This is a genomic window from Nostoc sp. DedQUE08 (assembly GCF_034530895.1).
Lineage (GTDB): Bacteria > Cyanobacteriota > Cyanobacteriia > Cyanobacteriales > Nostocaceae > Nostoc.
The window spans coordinates 84,083-106,144 of record NZ_JAVRCD010000012.1; the positions used below are offsets into that span (position 1 = coordinate 84,083).

Sequence of the window (22,062 nt, forward strand, 5' to 3'; positions counted from 1 at the left end):
CGGGGATAAACTAGCCGAAGGGTGCTGATTCGGCGTCTACTAATGCTTTATTGAGAATACTATACAAGTCTAATGGTTAAATCTGCTCCTTCCCCCATCGCTAGCCGTAAGCCTTCCAAAGTAGAAGGGATCAAGGAAAATAGTAATTTTTTGCGTGAACCTGTAGCAACTGAAATCCTTCAAGACACTACCCATTTTACTGAAAATGCGGTACAGCTTTTGAAGTATCACGGTTCTTATCAGCAGGATAACCGCGACAACCGCACCAAGGGACAGGAAAAAGATTACCAGTTTATGCTGCGGACAAAAAATCCGGGTGGTTTAGTACCGCCGCAGCTATATCTGGCTTTAGATAAAATAGCTGATGAGTATGGCAACCACACGTTACGAGCAACTACGCGTCAAGGTTTCCAACTGCACGGAATTTTAAAGAAGAATCTTAAATCAGCAATTGCCACGATTGTCAAGAACCTGGGTTCGACTTTGGGAGCTTGCGGCGACATCAACCGCAACGTGATGGCACCACCAGCCCCTTTTAAGAATCGCCCAGAGTATCAGTATGCTTGGGACTATGCCCAGAATATTGCTGACTTGCTGACAGCACAGACAGGCGCTTATTACGAAATTTGGTTAGATGGCGAAAAAGCAATTAGTGCTGAAGAAGACCCAGAGGTGAAGGCAGCCCGACAGCGCAATGGGAATGGCACAATTATTCATGACAACGAAGAACCGATTTATGGCACGTACTATATGCCTCGCAAGTTTAAAATTTGCGTGACAGTGCCAGGGGATAATTCGATTGATTTGTATTCTCAAGACCTGACGTTGGTAGTGATTACCAATAAAAAGAAGCAATTAGAAGGATTTAATATTTTTGCTGGTGGTGGTTTAGGTAGAACCCACGGTAAAGAAGAAACTTTCGCTAGGTTAGCAGATCCCATCGGTTATGTGGCGAAGGATGACGTTTACGACATAGTAAAAGCGATTGTTGCTACCCAGAGAGATTATGGCGATCGCACCGACCGTCGTCATGCCAGATTAAAATATTTAATCAACGATTGGGGCTTAGAAAAATTCCGCACTCAAGTTGAAGAATATTTCGGTAAATCAATTGAAGCCTTCAAACCACTGCCAGAGTTTAAATATTACGACTTCCTCGGCTGGAATGAACAAGGTGATGGCAAGCTATTCTTAGGAATTTCCATTGACAATGGTCGAATCAAAGATGAAGGTTCGTTTCAACTGAAAACCGCTTTGCGGGAAATTGTCGAGCAGTTCAACTTACACATCCGCCTGAGTGCCAACCACAACCTGATTTTTTACGATATCGAACCAGATAGCAAGCAAGCTATTCAAGACATTCTCAGCCGTCACGGTGTCGTAGACGACCCCAGTAAAATCGAACCTTTAGTACGGTATGCAATGGCTTGTCCGGCTTTGCCTACTTGCGGCTTGGCAATCACGGAATCAGAACGAGCAATACCGGGTATTTTGGAAAGAGTTCGTGCCCTTTTGGATAAAGTTGGTTTACAAAAAGAGCATTTTGTGGTAAGGATGACTGGATGCCCCAACGGTTGCGCTCGTCCCTACTTAGCAGAATTGGGCTTTGTCGGTAGCGCCCCAGAATCTTACCAATTATGGTTAGGGGGTTCGGCAAATCAAACTCGACTGGCGCAACCTTACATAGAAAAGCTGCACCATAATGACTTGGAAACCTTCTTAGAGCCAATTTTTGTCTACTTTAAGAAATCTCGCAAATCGAAAGAAAAGTTTGGTGATTTTTGCGATCGCGTTGGTTTTGATGCCATCCGCGAATTTGCTGCTAGCTACGAACCGCAAACAGCTAATGGTGCAAACAAATCGCGTCATCGGGTCAATTTGAAAGAAGAGGTTTATGGCAAGTTGAAAGAAGTAGCAGAAAGTCAAGGTAAGCCGATGACTCAGTTAGTTACTGAAGCGCTAGAGGTTTACTTCCAGAATCTTTCGTAAGCCGAATAAATAATTAAACCATGATGGACACAGATGGATTTATCTGTGTCCATCTTTGATTTGATATTCTTGAAATTCCAAAATCCCATGTCTCAACTGCAAAGAATTGCGATCGCACCCTCCCAATTTCAACAAGGGCAAATTTTACTCACCAAAGAACAGCAGCATTATTTGGGGCGTGTGTTGCGCTTGCGTGAAGGCGATCGCTTTATTGCAATGGATGGTAGAGGAAAATGGTGGTTAGCGCAGCTAGCAGGGGAACAAGCACGGGTTTTAGAAGCGCTTTTGGTGGAAACAGAATTACCTGTATCAATTATCCTGATGGTAGCGTTGCCCAAAGGCAATGGATTTGATGAAGTAGTGCGGTGTTGTACAGAGTTGGGAGTAACTTGTATTGCACCAGTATTGAGCGATCGCACTTTACTTCATCCTAGTCCTCAAAAGCTCGAACGCTGGCGGCGTATCGCAGCCGAAGCCGCCGAACAATCAGAACGCTCATTCGTGCCGACAATTTTAGAGCCTGTTGCTTTTAATACTGCTGTCACCGCGAATCAGACAAGTCACCGTTATATTTGTGAGGCTCGCGGAGAGTATCCCCATTTAAACAAAGTGCTGAGTAGCATCTCTGAGGAGATTGTCATTGCTATTGGGCCAGAAGGGGGATGGACAACACAAGAAGTAGAGAATGCCAAATCAGCCGGATTTCAACCCGTTTCCCTTGGTCGCCGCATCCTGAGAGCAGTTACAGCCCCAGTAGTAGCATTATCCTTGATTACCGCAAGTTGTGAAGTATAAATGATTTATAGCTCACGCAAAATTACTTTTGCGCGAGACATCACTCCAGCGTGTATTTAGAGTAAGTGATGATTGAGCAAGTTGCGATCGCCTTTGAGCATAAAGATTATCAAACAGCAGCTAAATTACTCAAACAGCTGCAAAAAGAATCACCCGAAAATCCTTGGGTACAATATTATCTCGGTCGGCTCCATGAAGTATCCCAAAAGCGCCAAGATGCAGAACAAATTTATCGGCAATTGCTGCGAGATACAAGGAACGCCAAAATAGTAACGCTCGCACGCCAAGGTTTGCGACGCCTACAAGAAATGGAGCTAGAAGAAAGACAAAGAGCTATTTCCCAAGCAAAATCTGAACCAAATAACACCGAACTTGGCGTACTAGTCTTAGAGCCACTCAGTAACGAATTGAAAACAGAAGTGTCTCGAAAATTCGCCCAGATTATGCAGCTAGACCCCTACACTGCACGATTAATACTCCCAAGTCGTGGCTGGAGATTGTACCGCACTGGCCAAGTAGGAGAACTAAAATTTTATGGCAAACAGCTACAGCAGGCTGGTATTCCTTGCTTTTGGGCAACAATAGCGCAAATTCAGCAAATTCAAGTTTATCAAGTCAAACATTTCCAAGCATCTACCCCACAAGCTACTGTTGTTTGCCGAAACGAAGTCAATCAACTTGGTTCTCTCACCTTTGACTGGTCAGAAGTCACAGCGAGAGTAGTAGGACTTTTGCCCATTTTTGAACAAGTTGTAGATGTTGATGCTCGCCGTAAACTGGAATGGAAAACCCAAACACAAGACTATGCTCAGTTTTGTGATTTACACATACCTGGTAGGCGTTCTATTCTCCGACTTTATGATAATGGCTATGAATTCCAGCAAGGTTTAGAAATCATTCCTCAAGCTAGCCAAAATACAATCAGAATTAATTGGAATAGTTTATCAAGTTGGATTGACCAGCAACTACCTCAAGTCAAAATCTGGTCAGATTTCACGCCTTTTGCAGATACAACATTAGATCAAACAGAAATGTTGAGTCATATCAAGTCTCACATCGATTTGTTTCGTCGAGAACAGACTAATTGGGATTCAGCTTTTCATTTGTATAGTGGACTGGTGTTTGTTAAATAATTCGTAATTCGTAATTCGTAATTCGTAATTAAGTTACTTATTGCCTACTTTAAAAAGTAAGTTCACAAATCAAATAGGAGTGTTCTATGAATATAGTAAGTGCTAAAAAACAACATTTAGGCGGTTTGTATGTTCAATCGCCTCAAGGAGAGCAACTAGTTTTTCCACTCAAGCATACAGAGGTTCTAGCAAAAATTGCAGGTAACTTGTCACGAGTTGATGTCATTCAAAGCTTTGAAAATACCTTCACGCAGCCTTTAGAAGCAGTCTATATCTTTCCGTTACCTGATGAGGCGGCGGTGGATGATATGGAAATCAAAATAGGCGATCGCATCATCAAAGGTAATATTAAAAAACGTGAAGAAGCACAACAAATCTATGAACAAGCCAAACAAGAAGGACGCACCGCCGGACTACTAGAACAGGAACGAGACAACATTTTTACCCAATCTCTAGCTAACATCAAACCTGGCGAACAAATTGATGTTACAATTCGTTACACCGAAAGTTTAAAATTTGAGGCGGGAAACTACGAATTTGTTTTCCCGATGGTGGTGGGACCAAGATATATTCCGGGAACGCCGATAGATGGTAGCGGTGATACAGATCGAGTTCCTGATGCTTCTCGCATTACACCACCTGTAGTCTTAGAAGGAATGCGATCGCGTCACAATATTAATGTCACAGTCGAAATTGATGCAGGTTTACCAATTTGTGAAGTGCGTTCTCCTTCCCATCAATTAAAAATTGAACACTCAGGTCAAATTGTACGGATTCAATTAGCCAAAGAAGATACAATTCCCAACAAAGATTTAATTCTCCGCTATCAAGTTTCTGGTAAAGAAACTCAATGCACAGTATTAAGCCAAGCCGACGATCGCGGCGGACATTTTGCCATATATCTGATTCCAGCTTTGGAATATTCCACGGATCAAATTGTCCCTAAAGATGTTGTATTTTTGGTGGATACTTCCGGTTCACAATCTGGCGATCCGTTATGGAAGTGTCAGGAATTAATGCGGCGATTTATCAATGGGTTAAATCCCAACGATACTTTCACAATTATCGATTTTTCCAATAGAGTCAGACAGTTATCAAAAAAACCTCTACCGAATACAGCAGAAAATCGTACCAAAGCGATCGCTTACATTAACAATTTACAAGCTGATGGCAGCACAGAAATGCTCAGTGGCATTCGTACAGCCATAAATTTCCCTACACCAGTCGGAAGATTGCGCAGTGTTGTACTCTTAACTGATGGCTATATCGGCAACGAAAATGAGATTTTAGCAGAAGTACAACAGCACCTCCAACCAGGAAATCGCCTTTACAGTTTTGGTGCTGGTAGTTCAGTCAACCGTTTCTTACTAAATCGCATCGCCGAAATTGGCCGGGGAATATCCCAAATCATTCGTCATGATGAACCCACAGAAGAAGTTGCCGAAAAGTTTTACAGGCAAATTAACAACCCCGTACTCACAAATATTCAAATTTCTTGGCAGGGTGAGACAGAATCGCCTGTTATTTACCCAGCAATAGCGCCTGATTTATTCAGCGAACAACCATTAGTGTTGTTTGGTCGGAAGCAAGATAAAGTCGGAGGTAATCTGCAAATTTCCGGCGTTGCTGCGGGCGGTAAAGACTACGAAAAAACTTTTCACCTCAAATTTGAAGAAACAGGAAATCTTGCTGTAGCCCAGTTATGGGGACGTGCTTGCATCAAAGACTTGATGAATCAGATGGTGAGCTTTGAAACTAAAGCTGGTGTAGAAGCGGTGACAGAAACAGCCTTAACTTATCAACTACTTTCTCAATACACTGCTTTTGTTGCCGTCAGTGATGACGTGCGGGTTGAACCAGGAAGCGAATATGTATCTATGCAAATGCCAGTGGAAATGCCTGAAGCAGTTAGTTACAAAGGAGTGTTTGGCAATGCTCCGGCTGGTGGTTTTGCGGATCAAATGGAATTCTTAACCTTATCAGCGCCAGCTTCAGCAGAAGCTCCAGATTTTCTTCGGCAAAAGCGATCGCCACAATCCCCAGTAGCCAAAGAAGTCGAGATATCTTTGAACTTTGATTTAGAGGAGATGGCACAAGATGAAATATTAGACGCAGCCATCAACCATCAGTTAGAGATCATCAGCGTTACTGGCTTGGATGACACAGAAATTGCTGATCTAACCCGACACCTTCAGCAACTAAACTTTCCTTCAGGCTTCAGTGGTGAAATCGTCTTTGAGTTCACCGTCAAGAAAGGTCGGGTAGAACGGGTAGTTTTGGATGAGGAAACCTCCACCCTCAAAGATTCAGTTGTAGTGGAGAAAATTAAGCGATCGCTCTTACTTTGGAGAGTTCCCCCATCTACAACTGGCAAAGTTATCTTAACCTTGCATCTTCACGCTTAATCTATAGAGACCGTAAATTTACGGTCTCTATAAATTATTTAGGTGTTTTAATCTGACGTGCCATGTCTAGATAAGCACTCATATTCGCCCCTGGACGACGACGACCATTAGAACTAGTAGCCGAGGGAGCAAGATATTTTGGTGCAAAGGTAGTTTCTTTTGGCTCCTCTTTGAGGACTTTGGCGGCTGCGGCTTTTTCTTTTTTGCCCGGTTCAACTTTCAGACCTTCAGCAGTCTGGACTAGTTGAACATCGGCTGGTTTGGGATTTTTAGCTGATTTCTCCTTAGCCTTACTCTTAGCCGCAGCAGTTTTTGTTCCGTTCAATGAATCTGGTTTAGATGGAGTTGGTGCTTCTGATGTAATCGTCTCTGCTACTTTCTTAGCATTCGATGCAACTGTCGATGTAACTGTCTCTGCTACTTTCTTTGCGTTCGATGCTACCTCTTTAGCAGCATCTTTGGCAGCATCTTTGGCTTCGTCCAATTCTAAGAAGTAGCCGTTGCTTTTCTTCTTCCCTGGTAACAATCCAGTAATGAAACCCAGAATACCGCCAAGAAAACCCTGAATACCCGAAATTAACTTTTTGATAAAATCCATTACAATTACTCCTGCCTTTTACCTTTTATATTTTGAACTCGACCGTAATTGTTAAAAATTACGACAAAATGTTACATTATCTACTTAGTGTCACCTCGCTCTGGTGACAACCCTTATAGGCTTGTGCTTAATTAACATTGTAGTAAAACCACAGGGCAAATGTTCTATTGCAAGCATTTGCAACCTGCACACACCGAGAATTAATTATTAAATTTTACTGTAGCTAAGAGCAAGATTCTGAAAGCAAGCTTTACAATAATTAACATTTCTTTGTTTGTTAAATACCCAATTGAAGTTAAATAAGCAGTTTGCTCTCACCCAGTAAGAAGAGTGTCATAGCCTATTGGCAGACGAACGGATTAATTTGTAAAACTTTATACAAATTCTCTTTGGAAGCATTTCAGTTTTGTTTGCAACAATATCGAATCCGAAAAGCAATAGCTTCAGTTTGTAGAGCAGGATGTGTCTACAAAAGTGAAATACACCCTTTAATTCAGTTAGATTTTGTAAATGAACATTGAAAATCAACAACGCAATCCCGTTTTGTTAATACACGGCATTGTCGATACAGAGGCAGTTTTCCATAAAATGAGGGCATACCTCATACAACGGGGTTGGTCTGTATATAGCCTGGATCTCGTTCCCAATAATGGTAATGTGGGTCTTGATGAATTGGCAAAGCAGGTAGCCGATTATGTTACAGCTACCTTTGCACCAGAACAACGCCTAGATTTAGTAGGCTTCAGCATGGGAGGAATTGTCAGCCGTTACTATGTTCAGAGATTGGGAGGAATTAACCGCGTGCAGCGGTTTATCACGATCTCTTCGCCCCATCATGGAACTGTGGTTGCTTATGGTTCTTGGCGTCTTGGTTGCCTACAAATGCGCCCTGACAGCATTTTTCTCAAGGATTTAAATTCAGATGTTGTAATGTTGGGGCAGCTAGATTTTACATCTATCTGGACACCTTATGATTTAATGATTGTCCCAGCGAATAGTTCACAAATCTCCGTAGGAAGCGAAGTAATAGTACCAGTTGCTCTACACCGTTGGATGGTAACAGACCCCAGGAGTTTAGCAGTAGTCACAGCAGCTTTAGCAAAGCCTATTAAGCTACCCTTGCTGAATAAAAAATCCAGTCAGTAACCAGGATGCTTGATAGACTTGCATTACTTAATTTTTAATTTTTAATTTTTAATTTTTTAAGTCCTATCGCCAATTTGCGTATGTTCGTAACTCCCAAAAATCGCCTCTGGATGACGATAATACTTGAACTCCATGAGATTATAAAAGGGATCTTCTAAAAAGAAAGTGCGATGCTCAAGAGGAGAACCGATAAAGCGATTTTTGGTTTCTTCACGAAAAAGTAGCTGTTGTTGTTGTGCCCTTTGTAGTAAGTCTTGCCAGTCACGTTCTTGGGTAAAAATTAGCCCAAAATGTCTGGGATAGATAGTTTGTTGCGGTGTCAAAAGTTCTTTTGTGACATGAGCCACTAATTGATGACCGTAGAGATTGAGTATCAGGGCATGGTGGTTTTCACGACCAGGAATGCAGCCCAAACCATCTACATAATATGCTTTTGTTTGGGCAATGTCAGTTACAGGGAAAGCTAAATGGAATAAAGTTTGGCTCATAGCTTATGTGAAAAATACTAGTAATTTATGCTATCTACAATTTATGCTATTAAGTTTTGATTGTGGTTAACTTGGACACAGTTTTTATTGACATTAACTTATATTCTTTATCCTTATTACTAAGATTGGGGACTGAGTAATACTTCCGCCACTGTACTCTGCGGCTACAGAGAAGAGTTTACCTAACTCAAAAGAAGTTTTGCATTTTGTTTAATCATTGCAGCGTAAATCTAAGACACCATTGATGGTTTGACACTCAGCTTTCAGAATGATGCCTACGCAATTTAGTTAATAATACAAACATATTATTTTACCTAGAGAGGTTGCAAAAATAAAGCACTAAGCATCACAAATTCGTTATTCTGTTGATATTCAGACAAAATTACTCATGATTAATTGCTGATGTTATCCTCAATAGATTCTGTAAATCCCTGGTTAGTAGCAGTAGTATTAAACACAATTTTATTGGGTTTAGCTTGGATTGCTCCCAAAAAGCTACTTACCCCTGCTGGATTATTCCACGCCTGGTTTTTGGCCATCTTAATTTGGGTAACATTAGGCTGGCAAGGATATGCAGTAGTAATGTTCTATTTTTTGGTTGGTTCTGGCGTTACCCGCATCGGGATGGCGCAGAAGGAGGCAGAAGGAATTGCCGAAAAGCGTTCTGGGGCAAGAGGCCCAGAAAATGTCTGGGGTTCGGCTTTGACTGGGGCGCTGTGTGCTTTGGGAGTAGGAATAATAAATTCGGGATTCTTCGTATCTAATCCCCAGTCGCTAATCCCCAATACTTCGGCTTCGCTCAGTACAAGTCTCCAGTCCCTATTATTGCTAGCCTATGTAGCGAGTTTCAGTACCAAGCTGGCTGATACCACTGCTAGTGAAGTTGGTAAAGCTTATGGTAAAAGCACCTTTTTGATTACCACACTCCAACCAGTACCTCGTGGCACAGAAGGAGCAGTAAGCTTGGAGGGAACTTTAGCTGGGATTGTGGCTTCTGTAGCGATCGCATTTGTGGGTTGGGGAGTTGGTTTAATCGATCTATTGGGAGTCGCTTGGTGTGTGCTGGCAGCATTTATTGCCACCAACCTAGAAAGTGTGATTGGTGCAACACTGCAATCTAAGTATACCTGGCTGACCAATGAAGTAGTAAATATTTTTAATACATTAATCGGTGCGATCGCATCTGTACTACTTGCTTGGACATGGATAAGTTTCATTAACTAGACTGGAAAGAAATAATTACTCTATTTAAGTGGGGCATTGCTAGAAAATAACTAATCTGCCGTTACTACTACGCTATCAATGATATTTTCAATCCTGTTTTGTCCCCGTTAGACTGTAAAAGTGATCGTGGCAAATTATTTTATTTACTAGCTATATAATTTTTTGACCATTTAGATGTAATTAGTTCACGGAATCTTTATCATATTTATCCATCAATAACCAGATTATTTCTATATGATTTAATAAAAAAGTACTATAAGTGATTAACCATTTTCACATAATTAGTTCATGGAATCTTTATCATTTTTGACAATTAATGACCAAATAATTTCTATAGAGCAAGCAGTAAAGTACCTGCAAGCGTCTGGAAAATTGGGACAGTTCATTGGAGATATTCTCCGGCAGTACGTAATTGAGGAAGAAATCCGAACACGAGATGATATTGAAATTGGCACTGCAATAACTGAACAGTCAATAATTGACTTTAGACTAAAAAATCAACTCACTGACCCCCAAAGTTTTCAAGAATGGTTAAAGACAAATAATACGGATTACGCTACTTTTCACACATCGGTTGCTTTTGGTTACAAGTTAGAAAAGCTGAAAGCTGTAGTGACACAAACAAAACTCCCAGAATATTTTATTGAACGCAAGATTTTTTTGGATCGGGTAGTACTTTCCCGGATTGTTGTTGACAATCGAGAATTGGCAGACGAACTCCAAACCCAAATAGAAGAAGGAGGTAGTTTTGAGCAACTAGCTAAAGAGTATTCCCTTTCAGATGACCGAATTGTGAATGGCATGATGGGAATCGTCAGCCGAGGTAGTATGCCGGATATATTACGGGCAGCTATTGATGTGGCCAGTCCTGGACAATTGATAGGCCCAATAGAAATCGTTGGCAAAGACTCTCCCCAAGGAGAAGGGCCTTATGGTTTGTTTCGAGTAGAACAATTTCTACCAGCGTCTTTAGAAGATACTCAACTACAGCAAGCACTACAAAATGAGTTGTTTGAAAAATGGCTAGCAGAGAAAATTCAAAAACTGACAGTCAAGTTACAAGTGAGTTAAAAACTCTGGATAATGAATCTTTACGATTAAAAGTGCTAGCTTCTTTGCCTTGGAATCAGCCACCGCTATCCTGGCTGACTCCCGAACAACAATCCCGATTGGAAAATGAGTGCCAAACCCGCCAGTATCGTCTTGGAGAAAAAATCTGGTCAAACGATGTTCGCGGTTATCAATTCTTAATTGTGGCTGGGAAAGTCCGCTTGCGAGAAGAAGGCATTGGTAAACCAATAGCCGCCCTAGATGCAGGGGATTGGTTTGGCGACTTCCAAAAGCTGTCTGCGGATTTTAAAGCTGTAGCTGCTAGTAAAGAAGTGATAGTAGTTTATTGGGATACTGCGCTGTGGGCAGAATTTTCTCATCCACAAATTCAGGAATTTTGGCAAGCGTTACCAGTAGAGATGGAGGGACAAAGGGAAACATTTTCCTTCTCTAGCACTCCTTCAGTAACTTCAGCCTCAGACGGGACTTCCAGCCCCCACAGCCTCCAACCACAAAAAGGACTCCCAGCCGCCAATCTGATCGCTGCAATTTATCCGTTTGTTGCCAGTTGGAATACCGCTGCTGCCTGTTTAACAATGGTGGCGCAACAGTTAGAAAATTCTGTGCAACTGGAATGGGTGCAGCGTCAACTTAGAGGACAACGCCCAAAACAGGTTGTGGAAGCAGCAGAAAAGTTAGGGTTAGTGTTGCGGCGGTTACAAGTGAGTTGGAGTGAGTTGCGACAGTTGTCATTTCCAGCTTTATTGCTGTGGAATTCTGACTCACCCCAGAGTCCATCCTGGGTGGTGGCTTATGGAGTTAAAGGCGATCGCTTAATTATCGCTAATCCTCTAAATCCCGAACGGACTTGTGAAAGCTTGCCGCAGTCCATAGTTGAGGCGTCTTGGGATGGACAATTGTGGCAAGTAGAACTGATATCCCAGCAAGAAAAATTTAACCTCAGTTGGTTTACCCCAGCAGTTTGGAAGTATAAGGGATTGCTCACAGAAGTATTGTTAGCATCTTTTACCTTGCAGCTTTTGGGGTTAACAACACCGCTAATTACCCAAGTCGTCATTGATAAAGTGATGGTGCAGGGGAGTTTGCCGACTCTCGATGTGATGGCGATCGCACTTTTATGCGTAGCCATATTTGAATCCGTACTGGGTATTCTGCGCCTATTCATCTTTACCCATACAGCTCGCCGTCTGGATTTGAGTTTATCAGCGCAGCTATTTCGCCATCTGATGCGTCTGCCATTAGCTTATTTTGAGTCGCGACGCGTCGGAGACACAGTAGCAAGAGTCCAGGAACTCGAACAAATTCGTCAGTTTCTCACAGGTACAGCATTAACTGTAATTCTAGATAGCATCTTTGCTGTGGTGTACCTGGCATTGATGTTTTACTATAATATTCCACTCACCTTTGTGGCCTTAGCAGTACTGCCGCTATTTGCCACATTGACGATAGTTGCAACACCAATTCTGCGTAACTGGCTCAACGAAACCTTTAACCGGAGTGCCGATAGTCAATCGTTTCTAGTAGAGACAGTGACGGGAATTCACTCCGTTAAAGCCCATGCAGCCGAACCAGTAGCCCGCGATCGCTGGGAAGGCTTATTTGCCCGCTTCATTCGCACAGGTTTTAAAGCCTCTACCACCTCCAATATCAGCAGCAACATTGGTGACTTTCTCACTAATTTGTCCACCATGCTGATTCTCTGGTATGGAGCCAAGTTAGTCATCGAACAAAAGCTCACAATTGGACAGCTTGTTGCATTTCAAATGTTGTCTGGTAGAGTCACAGGCCCGCTTTTGCGCTTAGTACAGTTGTGGCAAAACCTTCAACAAGTGCTACTTTCTGTAGATCGCATTGGTGATATTCTCAACGTCTCCCCAGAAGCTGAACTGGGAACTGGCTTAGTTTTGCCACCCCTGAAAGGACAAATCACCTTCGAGCAAGTATTTTTCCGCTACCGCCCGAACTTTGAAGCAATTCTGCGGGGAATCTCTTTCAGTGCTGAACCAGGGCAGTTTGTTGGCATTGTCGGACGTAGCGGTTCTGGGAAAAGTACTCTGTCTAAACTATTACAACGCCTCTATCAAATTGAATCAGGACGCATCCTGATTGATGGTTTTGATATAAAAAGTGCCGATTTAGCCTCACTGCGGCAACAAGTTAGTGTAGTTCTCCAAGAAGACTTTTTATTCAATGGTTCTATTTTGGAAAATATCACTCTCGGTAGTCCTGACATTACCGCAGAGCAAGTAGTAGAAGCGGCAAGATTAGCCGTGGCACACGACTTCATTAGTCAATTACCTTACGGTTACGAAACCAATGTTGGCGAACGCGGTACAGCTTTATCTGGCGGACAGAGACAACGCATTGCTCTGGCAAGGCTATTTCTTTCCCAAGCGCCGATTCTAGTTTTGGATGAAGCTACTAGTGCCTTGGATAGTGAAACTGAACAACAAGTACTGCAAAACCTGCAAAAAATTTCCGCCAACCGTACCGTGTTTCTGATTGCTCACCGCTTTGCTCCCCTTAAACGTGCTGATTTGATTTTGGTATTAGAGCAAGGCGTGATTGCCGAACGTGGTACTCACTCACAGTTGTTGCAACAAAAGGGTTTGTATTGGTCATTATATCAGCGACAGCAAGCAAACATTTAATAGATTTAACTAACTCAAAGCTTGTAGCTACATAAAAAAGAAACCTTTGCAAAGCGGCTTAAGCATAGCCTTTGGCGAATGGAGCATAACTCCATTCGTTATTTTTATTTTGTTGATGCTCCAGTCTGTGTGGTGTAAATAACTTTTATAGCTAGCGATCGCAGCAGTTTTAAGAGTAACAAAAGGAGTCATAGCATCCTATTATCATTTTTGCTTTAGTCTCCATTAATACAACTAAAATATTTAAGATGTACTCGATAAAGTTACTCTTAATAAAAACCGTAATTTTCATAATGTTTTTTGGTAATAAAATTAGCATTTTGTTATTAGATTCCATAGTAATTATTGAGAATGAAGTTTATTCACCCATTGAAATCTTTTGATTGTCAAGGTTTCAAAGCTTCAAACTGTCAAAAAACGGTTGCTATCTTTGAGAAAAAATTTATGCACATTGATGATGTTAATAACAATATATTGTCAAATAAACAGCTAAATACCACTTCAATCTCCTCATTAGATAGCTTTAATACAAAAGATAACTACAGCCTCAACTTCAGCAGACGTAGTAGCTATAACTCAGCCGATGCTGATGTGCAGTTGCGAAATAACGATGAATCGAAAAATAGCAATAACCCTACTAATAATGCTTTTAACACTCAAAATTATAACTCCACTAATGGTTATGGCTTGATTAATGGAGCAGCAGCAGTGGCTAGAGCTATTGGTCAAAATACCTTTGCTGATGTTCCCGATCTCGGTGGCAATAATTGGGGAGCAGACCTAGTTAAAGCACCGGAAGTTTGGGCACATGGATATACAGGTAAAGGCGTTGTTGTCGCTGTTGTAGATACTGGAGTTGACTACAACCACGAAGATTTAAAAAATAATATCTGGACGAATAGCAAGGAAATTGCAGGTAACGGTATAGATGATGATGGCAATGGCTATGTTGATGATACTTACGGCTGGAACTTTGCCGATCAAAATAACAACACCCTAGATGACAACGGTCATGGTACTCATGTTTCCGGCACGATCGCAGGAGAAAATAATAACTACGGTGTCACTGGTATTGCCTACGATGCCAAGATTATGCCTGTCAAAGCTTTAGATAGCTCTGGCTCTGGTTCCTATAGTTCCATATCTAAAGGTATTCGCTACGCTGTAGATAATGGAGCTAATGTGATTAACCTGAGTTTAGGAGGCGGATCTTCCAATCGCACTTTAGAGTCAGCCATTAACTACGCCAGCAGTAAAGGAGTGATTGTCGTCATGGCAGCAGGTAATGATGGTGACTCATCACCAGACTATCCCGCCCGCTATGCATCCAAGTCGGGAATTGCCGTTGGGGCAGTAGATAAGAATAATAATTTGGCTGACTTCTCTAACCGCTCTGGAACAAATCCAATCGCTTACGTCACAGCTCCAGGAGTCAAGGTTTATTCATCAGTTCCGAATAATCAATATGCAACTTATAGCGGCACATCTATGGCTGCTCCCCACGTTGCTGGTATCGTTGCCCTGATGCTTAGTGCTAACTCTAACCTGACTGATGCCCAAGTACGTCAGATTGTCACAGAAACCGCAGAAAATAGTACGCAAACTACAAGCTCTAGTTTTAAAATTTCTAATGTCAGTTCTCTAGCGAGTCGGGTGATTGCAGAAAGCGCAGGAAATAACACACAAACGACAAACTCTAGTTTTAATAGTTACAATTTTGGCTCTCTAATTGGTCAGGGAATTACAGAAACCACAAGATATCTAACCCCAGAAAATATCAATAGTTTTAATAATTCCAATTTTGGTTCTCTAATCGGTCAGGGAATTACAGAAACTACAAGATATCTAACACCAGAAAATATCAATAGTTGGAATAATTCTGATTTTAACCCTGTAATTGGTCAAGCAATTACAGAAACCACAAAATATCTGATATCAGCCGAAGGTAATAAAATATCAACAAATCCAGAATTATGGTCGCAATTTCAAAGCTATGAGAAGATTCTGGGTAGCATCAATGTGAATAGCAATCAGGATGAGAATAATCCAGATTTTGTCAAACTACTAGAGGGAATGTAAAAACAAATAGATCGGTATAGAAAATAAAATTTTTGGGTATAGCTTGAAAATTATAGCAATTTGCAGTTAAGTTCAATACTGCCCGTGTCTCGTTCCCAGTCTCCGACTGGGAATGCCGTCCTAGAGGCTCCGCCTCTCTTGCTGGCGGCAGCAGCCCAATTGAAGTGCATTTCCAGCCAGAGGCTGGAAACGAGGTTTTAAAGGAGTTTCAGCTTAAGTTGACACCAATGAACAATGCTAAACCCTTACTTGTAGCTAATCTAACAGACTTTCCTACCTAACAGAAAATGCCTCGCTGAATCGCCGTGTCACAGGCTCAGTAATGAATGTCAAAATTGACTTTTTCCGAGTGACAATTTCACCTGTAGCAGCCATCCCTGGTGTAAATTCTACTTCTTGACCTCGAACATTTACCGCGTGTTTATTTAGCTTAATTCTCGTCGGAAAAACTAAACCCAATTCTTTATCAGCAATTGCATTTGGACTGACTTGCATAACTTCGCCATCCACAATGCCAAATTCTTGGAAGGGAAAAGTTGCCATTTTCACTTTTGCCTTCATTCCTTGACGAATAAACCCAATATCGCGGTTGAGAACTTTCACCTCTAGAAGCATTTCTTCACCTTCCGGCAAAATTGACAGCAATTCTTCACCCGATTGTACTGGCCCCTTGGTGGCTTTGACTTTATAAATTGTACCGGCTACGGGAGCCTCAATTGTTTCTAAAGCTTGTTGCTTCCTCGCCTGCTCTAATTGACCTTGTACAGTTGTCAGTTCTTCTTTACGCTTATTATACTGCGTCAAAATTTCGCTTTGGCGTTCTGATGCTACACGCTGCGCCTGACTGCGTGCAGCGTTGTAAGCTTGTTGTGCTTGGCGAATTTCCTGGACTTGAGCAGCAATATCTTTTTCTAATGATGTGACTTTATCTTGAGCCTCTGTGATTCTATTCTGGGCGTTGATGACTTCATCTTGCGATCTAGTGATTTCTGTCTTTGCACGAGTTAATCTTTCTTGAGCATCTAGGTAATCGACACGAGGCACAGCGCCAGGAGTAATTAGAGTGCGTAGGCTTTTTTCCCTTTCTTGAGCAAGGGCTAAATTACTTTCAATTTTAATTCGGATACTATCTGCATTCACAAGGTTGGTTTGAGCATTCGCAAAGCTGCTTTTAGCATTAACTAAGTTATCTTGCAATCTGCTCAAGCGGACTTTAGCTTGATCGATGAGTGCTATTTGACGATTTGCTTCTGCTTCTGCTGCTGCTTGACGCGCTTGGTAGTCTTGCAGGCGGGAACTTAAAAGTTCATCTTGCAGTTTCGTCCCAGTAGTTTTAGCTCCGGTGCGTTCTGCATCCAAACGTTGTAAATCGTCTTGAATCAATCTGGTAGATTTAGCTAGGCGGGAAACATCGGTTACTTGCAAGTCTGGATCTTTTTGAATCAAAACTTGACCTTTAGTAACGCGATCGCCTTCTTGCACTTTAACAGCGACAATTGACCCTCCACCTAAAGATGTCACCGGTCTTACCTGTGTAGAAGCAATTAATTCCCCCGGTGCTGTTGCTACTTCATCTATTTGCGAGAAGTACGCCCAGGCGATCGCTCCAAATACAATGGCACTCATCGTTCCCGCTAATAATCTAGTGTACAGGGGTGGCAATTCCTGTACGGCCTTCCCTAATTCATAAGTAAGTTGTTCCTCCGGTTTAGCGAATCGCTCTTTTGTTTGACGTGCTTGAGCAGCATTTACCATATATTTTTGTCCTTTGTCATTTGTCATTTGTCATTTGTCATTTGTCCTTGATTATTCACGAATGACCAATGACTAATGACTAATGACTATTCAAACTGCTAAATAGCGCCGCAAAAAACTGTCTAATGTCTCTAATTGGAAGTTAAAAATCGTCTCTAAATTGGCAATTTCATCTTTTGTACAGAAAAATTCATTTGCTAGCAATGTACGAAAAGTTCCCAAAGCTTTTTGGGTTTGGGGATTAAATAAACCTAATGCACTCTGTAACCCATCAATCAGAAATAGGGGTGAGTTAATTATTACTGGTTCTTTGGCGAAAATCCGACCAAAAATCCGGGGAATATCTTCTCGTAATAAAATCTCTGGCCCTCCAACGGGTAAAATCTGGTTGCGAGCGCCTTCAACTGTCACAGAATCCACTACTATCCTTGCCAAATCATCAGTACTGACAATTGAGGTACGGTTTTTGCGATCGCCAACCAGCAGATACAATCCCGTTTCCCGAAATCGTTCTACTAGTGGCAGCAAGTTAGATGCTAATCCAGCTGGGCGCAAAATAGTGTAATTTAAGCCACTAGCTGCCAAATATCGCTCTACTGCTCGTTTAGCTTTAAAAACAGGAGCATCTTCATAACCGCGATCGGCTCCCAGTACAGAAATGAAGACAAAATGCTCTACGCCATTGGCTTTCGCTTGGTCGATGAGTTCAATATTGGCACGGTAATCTAAAGATAGGGCATCGCTATCAGAACCGTGGGCGCTGATAATATACCGCACACCCTGACTAGCTTTCTGGATATCTTTTTCCTCTAGCAAGTCACCAATGAAGATTTCTGCACCCCGATGTTCTAACTCGCTGTAGCGCGAGGTAAGGCGGACAAATGCCCGCACAGACTGTTCTCGTTGTCGTAGAAGTCGCACAACTCTGCGACCAATGCCTCCCGTTGCTCCAGTTACCAGAAACATACAAATACCTAAATTGAATAGTTACAGCGTTTATAATTGTCAAAATTCTCGATATCTCGATATATAGTCACACCTTATTTATTTTAATACTCTAAAAATGATCCCCCACATCCTTGTAGATGCAGGGGATAGAATAATAGGATTAGTTTTACTGGCTCAACAAGTCAATAGCTTGTTCAAGCGACATCTTAGCCTTGTGCAAATTTAGCAGGTTTTCCTGGTCGTATCGGTCAGGATAGCTCATTTTCCTGCCCTCTAAAGTTATCCGAATTAGTGCTGCTTGCTCATCTGTGGGTGAATTCATCTCATCTATAGCAGAACTGATGACCTGAATAGCGTTAAAGTTAGGGAATTTTAACCCTTTACCTTGCTTCATTTGTTGCAGCGCTAAAAGTGGAAATGCCATCAGAGTTACGATGTACGAGGTTTTGTATCCTGCATTTCCAGTTGGTTTGATGCCGTATCTCCGACACAAGTCGCGTAATTCTTTAATAGTCTTGATTTCAAGTTCGGAACGCGTGAACATAAAATAGTAGTGTCCATTTTTGAAATTGGATATTGGTGGTTGTACTTCCGGCAAGTTGTAGCAACCACCAAAAAACAATTTAATCTGCTGCCTACCAGTGATTCAAATTATATTCATATTTCTACATAAATGCCTAACCCTAAAGGTCATCCAGAAAATTTAAAACCATTTAAATCAGAGAGGGAAGAACCTTTAAGTGAGCGTCTTAACTTACGTGTCACAAAAACTATGAAGGAAGAACTATCCACCAAGGATGATTCTCCAGAATTTTGTCGTCGTGCAATCCAGGAAGCATTAGATAAGGATAAAGAGAAGTAATTTCAAAGGGAATGAAGGGGTTGAAGTATGAATGCCGAAGAGTTGTTGCAGCGATATGCTGCTGGGGAGAGAGATTTTACTGGAGTTAAGCTACCAAGAGTTCGCTTGCTGGACGTGAATGCCTGATGGAAGCATCAGAAGTGATGGTATTTGAGGTGAGAATACCTCATAAAATAAGTGTTTCATAGGCAACTACAAGTGCAACTTTACAAAAAATATTCCCCACATCTTTGTTGATGTAGGGGAGTAGTAGTCCGATTTAAAAGTTATGAACTCAAAATATTTTCGCAAGAAACCTTTTTAATTGTCGCTTGTAGGGCAGGGGACAGACTTTTCTCCTGACCAATCTGTAAGAGTATTTTCATCTCTATAATGCCGGGGAGTTTTCAGCAGCAAATGCCAAGCTTCTCCAGCATCCAATAAATTAAACTTTTCAGAATATTGAGTTTCTAACAAATCCCTAACCATCACATAATAGTCCGAGTTCATTCCTGGGAAAATATGATGTTCAGTGTGATGAGAAAAATTTAAATGCAACAAGTCAAATATTTTGTAAACCCGGAGAGACATACTATTAATTAGTGGATCGTTCACACTAGTCATGGGACAAAGTAAATGATTTGTATAAATATAAAAAATTACTCCGGCATAACCAATTGCAATCGGTAAAAAATAACCAAGTATGAGCTTTATGGGGTCAAATTGGAGATAGATGAGGATACTCAGATGAATCACGATCATCATCAATAATTCCCCTGCGATCGCTCGACGATCTTTCGGACTGACTGTAAATGCAGCAGGAACATAATCGACGGATTCATGATTGAAAAATAGCACAGATGTCACATTGCGAAAAGTATGTACTCCCCAAGCAGAAGTCATTCCCACTATGAACCATATAGGATTGACTTCAGTAGAAGGCACAAATAAGTTCTGAATCCATTTTCCCCAGGTTGAAGATTGTTCATACAAGTAATTACGATCTGGGTCGCCTAAATCATTAGTGTGATTATGATGTACTCGATTATGAACTGCTTTCCACAACGTTGGTGGCATCCACCCAATTGTTAGCCCTAGAAAGCTAATGATATAAGTTAACCGGGCGTTTTTAATTACGCTACCATGCATCATCTCGTGAGAACTCAATAGTAAGACAAGAACGCTATTGCCCATAATGATGCTTAAAGGTAGATAAAGCCATAAAAGATGTGGCAACCAACAATCTAGCCGAGCTGCTATCATCCAGCCTAATATCAAAATTGCCAGATTAATGAACAAGATAATTAACTTACTTGGATCGGAAATAAATGCTTCAGGTGGTATCAGAGAACGTAATTCTTTCGCATATATTTTCTGGTGAATAAGTGTCCGATCTGTAGTAACATTCATAAATAATTTTTCAGTTAGATAATTTCACTGGGTAAAGTTTTGCGGTAAATCGTAGCGTTTTTCAACTGGAATAATTAAATTCACAAGTAGGTAAGTATTTAAATCCTAACACACAATATTTCTGCGGTAGACCTCTTGCATAATTTTGGCATTGCCTACACGTTTTACTCAGAAGAATTTATGTGGTTAAAAGTGAAAGTTATCTAAAGCTAACTAAAATTATTGTTTTAACCATATTACTAGCTATAGGCTATTAGGATGTCAAGTTTCTCTTAATAGGTAATGTTTTTTTAGTAATAGCTTTAGTCTTTATTTTCTCATCAATAAAATGCTTACTAAAAACCCTATATATTAGCTTGAAAAAGTACTAAAAAAACGTAAGTTTGTTAAAAGTTTTCCCAATTTCAATCCCCCCACATCTTTATAGATGCAGGGGGAGTAATAAAATAACCCACAATTTGAATTTTTGATTAATTTTTGGGCAGTATTCACCCATTAATCCCATATACAGTAGGTGCAATTGCACTATTTATACTTTGTGCAAGCAGCCCATCTCAAAACTATTCAGACGCTTTGTTATTAGCTCTATTAGCACGCGCCTCAGCTGAAGCCATCACCTCATCGAAATTTTCTAGCACTTCGCCAGGGAAGTTTTCCAAAACTCTGGTAGAAAGAGCAACTCGGCCTTTACCTTCATCCAAGTCAATAATTACAGCTTTAATTGGCTGACCAACTTGAAATACTTTTTCTAAAGAATCAATAAATTTCTGGCTTACTTGCTTGATATGAAGTAGGGCGCTCATCCCACTTAAATCGACAAATACACCAAAAGGTTTGATGCCAGTAACTTTACCTTCCACCAGTTGACCTAGTTCTAATAAGCTGAAGTTGCTAGAACGAGTTGCTAAACGCTGGGAAAGAATGAGTTTGTTGGTGTTTTTATTAATTTCCAAAAAGCCCACGGTCAGATTTTGACCTTTGAGTGCATCTAAATTATCACGCTCTGCCAAGTGCGATCGCGGGATAAATCCCCGCAAAGAAAGAATATCAACGGTTACACCACCTTTATTCACACCCATAACTCGTACTTGCACAGTCTGAGCATTTTCCTGCATTTCGGCCAGTCGTTCCCAGATGTGCTGAATTTCCAACTGCTTTCGAGAAAGGGTGACTTGCCCTTCTGCATCCTGATCTCGGATAATCAAAAACTGCATTTCCTCTTGCAATGGCAGCACTTCCGATAAATCGGTAACTGCTCTCAACGAAGCCTCATCGCGTGGCAGAAAAGCTGACGACTTGCCACCAATATCCACATAAGCTCCATCATGGTCAAGTTGGAAAACTTTGCCACTTACAAGCTGTCCCTTTTGAAATTGGTAGTCGTGTTTTTCTAGTGCTTTGGCAAAATCGTCCATTGTAAAGGGCGAATTGGCTGTTTGAGAAAGTTTCGATTCGGAATTCATGACTTTTGAAGATTAGTTGTTATTTGATATGGTGCAACTGAAGTTTAGATTGTCATTTGTCATTTG

General features: G+C 41.2%; 17 protein-coding genes. 10 read left to right on the forward strand and 7 right to left on the reverse strand.

Features of this window, described 5'->3' with window-relative positions:
* Positions 1–72 precede the first annotated feature (72 nt).
* From sir to RMY64_RS10750, 4 genes are all read left to right on the forward strand, one after another.
* Positions 73–1,989: a sulfite reductase, ferredoxin dependent gene (gene sir, locus RMY64_RS10735; protein WP_322687633.1), complete on the forward strand. Its 1,917-nt coding sequence runs from the start codon at positions 73–75 to the stop codon at positions 1,987–1,989.
* An 87-nt stretch (positions 1,990–2,076) separates the two neighbouring features.
* Positions 2,077–2,784 carry a 16S rRNA (uracil(1498)-N(3))-methyltransferase gene (locus RMY64_RS10740; protein WP_322669855.1) on the forward strand — a complete coding sequence of 236 codons (708 nt, stop codon included), beginning with the start codon at positions 2,077–2,079 and terminating at the stop codon, positions 2,782–2,784.
* 68 nt (positions 2,785–2,852) lie between these two features.
* Positions 2,853–3,917, forward strand: a complete 1,065-nt coding sequence (locus RMY64_RS10745; protein ID WP_322669658.1) for a tetratricopeptide repeat protein — start codon at positions 2,853–2,855, stop codon at positions 3,915–3,917.
* Between the two features lie 86 nt (positions 3,918–4,003).
* Complete coding sequence (locus RMY64_RS10750) at positions 4,004–6,322, forward strand: VIT domain-containing protein (RefSeq protein ID WP_322669659.1); 2,319 nt, start codon at positions 4,004–4,006, stop codon at positions 6,320–6,322.
* Between the two features lie 34 nt (positions 6,323–6,356).
* Here the strand turns inward: RMY64_RS10750 and RMY64_RS10755 are convergent, their stop codons facing one another.
* The gene (locus tag RMY64_RS10755) at positions 6,357–6,920 is read right to left on the reverse strand and encodes a hypothetical protein (RefSeq protein ID WP_322669660.1); all 564 of its coding nucleotides are present in this window, start codon (positions 6,918–6,920) and stop codon (positions 6,357–6,359) included.
* 510 nt (positions 6,921–7,430) lie between these two features.
* Between RMY64_RS10755 and RMY64_RS10760 the strand changes: the two genes are divergently transcribed.
* Positions 7,431–8,066 carry a triacylglycerol lipase gene (locus RMY64_RS10760; protein WP_322669661.1) on the forward strand — a complete coding sequence of 212 codons (636 nt, stop codon included), beginning with the start codon at positions 7,431–7,433 and terminating at the stop codon, positions 8,064–8,066.
* Positions 8,067–8,122: 56 nt separating this feature from the next.
* Here RMY64_RS10760 and RMY64_RS10765 read toward each other — a convergent pair whose 3' ends face one another.
* Complete coding sequence (locus RMY64_RS10765) at positions 8,123–8,554, reverse strand: VOC family protein (RefSeq protein ID WP_322669662.1); 432 nt, start codon at positions 8,552–8,554, stop codon at positions 8,123–8,125.
* A gap of 402 nt (positions 8,555–8,956) precedes the next feature.
* Between RMY64_RS10765 and RMY64_RS10770 the strand changes: the two genes are divergently transcribed.
* From RMY64_RS10770 to RMY64_RS10785, 4 genes are all read left to right on the forward strand, one after another.
* Entirely contained in the window at positions 8,957–9,778 is an 822-nt protein-coding gene (locus tag RMY64_RS10770; protein ID WP_322669663.1) for a TIGR00297 family protein, read from the forward strand.
* 288 nt (positions 9,779–10,066) lie between these two features.
* The gene (locus tag RMY64_RS10775) at positions 10,067–10,849 is read left to right on the forward strand and encodes a peptidylprolyl isomerase (RefSeq protein WP_099102542.1); all 783 of its coding nucleotides are present in this window, start codon (positions 10,067–10,069) and stop codon (positions 10,847–10,849) included.
* Positions 10,798–13,500, forward strand: coding sequence for a type I secretion system permease/ATPase (locus RMY64_RS10780; RefSeq protein ID WP_322669664.1), 2,703 nt, complete (start codon positions 10,798–10,800; stop codon positions 13,498–13,500). Before RMY64_RS10775 ends, RMY64_RS10780 begins: the two co-directional genes overlap by 52 nt.
* Before the next feature lie 444 nt (positions 13,501–13,944).
* Complete coding sequence (locus tag RMY64_RS10785; protein WP_322669665.1) at positions 13,945–15,579, forward strand: S8 family peptidase; 1,635 nt, start codon at positions 13,945–13,947, stop codon at positions 15,577–15,579.
* A 273-nt stretch (positions 15,580–15,852) separates the two neighbouring features.
* Here the strand turns inward: RMY64_RS10785 and RMY64_RS10790 are convergent, their stop codons facing one another.
* From RMY64_RS10790 to RMY64_RS10800, 3 genes are all read right to left on the reverse strand, one after another.
* A complete protein-coding gene (locus RMY64_RS10790; protein WP_322700015.1) occupies positions 15,853–17,361 on the reverse strand; it encodes an HlyD family efflux transporter periplasmic adaptor subunit in 1,509 nt (502 codons plus the stop codon).
* Positions 17,362–17,424: 63 nt separating this feature from the next.
* Positions 17,425–18,300 carry an SDR family oxidoreductase gene (locus RMY64_RS10795; protein WP_322669667.1) on the reverse strand — a complete coding sequence of 292 codons (876 nt, stop codon included), beginning with the start codon at positions 18,298–18,300 and terminating at the stop codon, positions 17,425–17,427.
* A gap of 148 nt (positions 18,301–18,448) precedes the next feature.
* Positions 18,449–18,826, reverse strand: coding sequence for a hypothetical protein (locus tag RMY64_RS10800; RefSeq protein ID WP_322669668.1), 378 nt, complete (start codon positions 18,824–18,826; stop codon positions 18,449–18,451).
* Positions 18,827–18,955: 129 nt separating this feature from the next.
* On the opposite strand from RMY64_RS10800, the gene RMY64_RS10805 reads away from it, so the two are divergent.
* Positions 18,956–19,144, forward strand: a complete 189-nt coding sequence (locus tag RMY64_RS10805; RefSeq protein WP_322669669.1) for a hypothetical protein — start codon at positions 18,956–18,958, stop codon at positions 19,142–19,144.
* 300 nt (positions 19,145–19,444) lie between these two features.
* On the opposite strand, the gene RMY64_RS10810 is transcribed toward RMY64_RS10805, so the two are convergent.
* Both RMY64_RS10810 and RMY64_RS10815 read right to left on the reverse strand, forming a co-directional pair.
* Positions 19,445–20,533 (reverse strand): fatty acid desaturase family protein, encoded by a 1,089-nt coding sequence (locus RMY64_RS10810; protein ID WP_322669670.1) that lies wholly within the window; start codon positions 20,531–20,533, stop codon positions 19,445–19,447.
* Positions 20,534–21,093: 560 nt separating this feature from the next.
* Entirely contained in the window at positions 21,094–21,996 is a 903-nt protein-coding gene (locus RMY64_RS10815; protein WP_322700016.1) for a S1 RNA-binding domain-containing protein, read from the reverse strand.
* Positions 21,997–22,062 lie beyond the last annotated feature (66 nt).

What these genes read in the sequence shown, in the direction of transcription:
- RMY64_RS10770 (WP_322669663.1), top strand. Translation starts at nt 8,957, where the DNA reads ATGTTATCCTCAATAGATTCTGTAAATCCCTGGTTAGTAGCAGTAGTA.
- RMY64_RS10765 (WP_322669662.1), bottom strand. Translation starts at nt 8,554, where the DNA reads ATGAGCCAAACTTTATTCCATTTAGCTTTCCCTGTAACTGACATTGCC.
- RMY64_RS10785 (WP_322669665.1), top strand. Translation starts at nt 13,945, where the DNA reads ATGCACATTGATGATGTTAATAACAATATATTGTCAAATAAACAGCTA.
- sir (WP_322687633.1), top strand. Translation starts at nt 73, where the DNA reads ATGGTTAAATCTGCTCCTTCCCCCATCGCTAGCCGTAAGCCTTCCAAA.
- RMY64_RS10795 (WP_322669667.1), bottom strand. Translation starts at nt 18,300, where the DNA reads ATGTTTCTGGTAACTGGAGCAACGGGAGGCATTGGTCGCAGAGTTGTG.
- RMY64_RS10810 (WP_322669670.1), bottom strand. Translation starts at nt 20,533, where the DNA reads ATGAATGTTACTACAGATCGGACACTTATTCACCAGAAAATATATGCG.
- RMY64_RS10800 (WP_322669668.1), bottom strand. Translation starts at nt 18,826, where the DNA reads ATGTTCACGCGTTCCGAACTTGAAATCAAGACTATTAAAGAATTACGC.
- RMY64_RS10745 (WP_322669658.1), top strand. Translation starts at nt 2,853, where the DNA reads ATGATTGAGCAAGTTGCGATCGCCTTTGAGCATAAAGATTATCAAACA.
- RMY64_RS10755 (WP_322669660.1), bottom strand. Translation starts at nt 6,920, where the DNA reads ATGGATTTTATCAAAAAGTTAATTTCGGGTATTCAGGGTTTTCTTGGC.
- RMY64_RS10775 (WP_099102542.1), top strand. Translation starts at nt 10,067, where the DNA reads ATGGAATCTTTATCATTTTTGACAATTAATGACCAAATAATTTCTATA.
- RMY64_RS10760 (WP_322669661.1), top strand. Translation starts at nt 7,431, where the DNA reads ATGAACATTGAAAATCAACAACGCAATCCCGTTTTGTTAATACACGGC.
- RMY64_RS10780 (WP_322669664.1), top strand. Translation starts at nt 10,798, where the DNA reads ATGGCTAGCAGAGAAAATTCAAAAACTGACAGTCAAGTTACAAGTGAG.
- RMY64_RS10750 (WP_322669659.1), top strand. Translation starts at nt 4,004, where the DNA reads ATGAATATAGTAAGTGCTAAAAAACAACATTTAGGCGGTTTGTATGTT.
- RMY64_RS10805 (WP_322669669.1), top strand. Translation starts at nt 18,956, where the DNA reads ATGCCTAACCCTAAAGGTCATCCAGAAAATTTAAAACCATTTAAATCA.
- RMY64_RS10815 (WP_322700016.1), bottom strand. Translation starts at nt 21,996, where the DNA reads ATGAATTCCGAATCGAAACTTTCTCAAACAGCCAATTCGCCCTTTACA.
- RMY64_RS10740 (WP_322669855.1), top strand. Translation starts at nt 2,077, where the DNA reads ATGTCTCAACTGCAAAGAATTGCGATCGCACCCTCCCAATTTCAACAA.
- RMY64_RS10790 (WP_322700015.1), bottom strand. Translation starts at nt 17,361, where the DNA reads ATGACAAATGACAAAGGACAAAAATATATGGTAAATGCTGCTCAAGCA.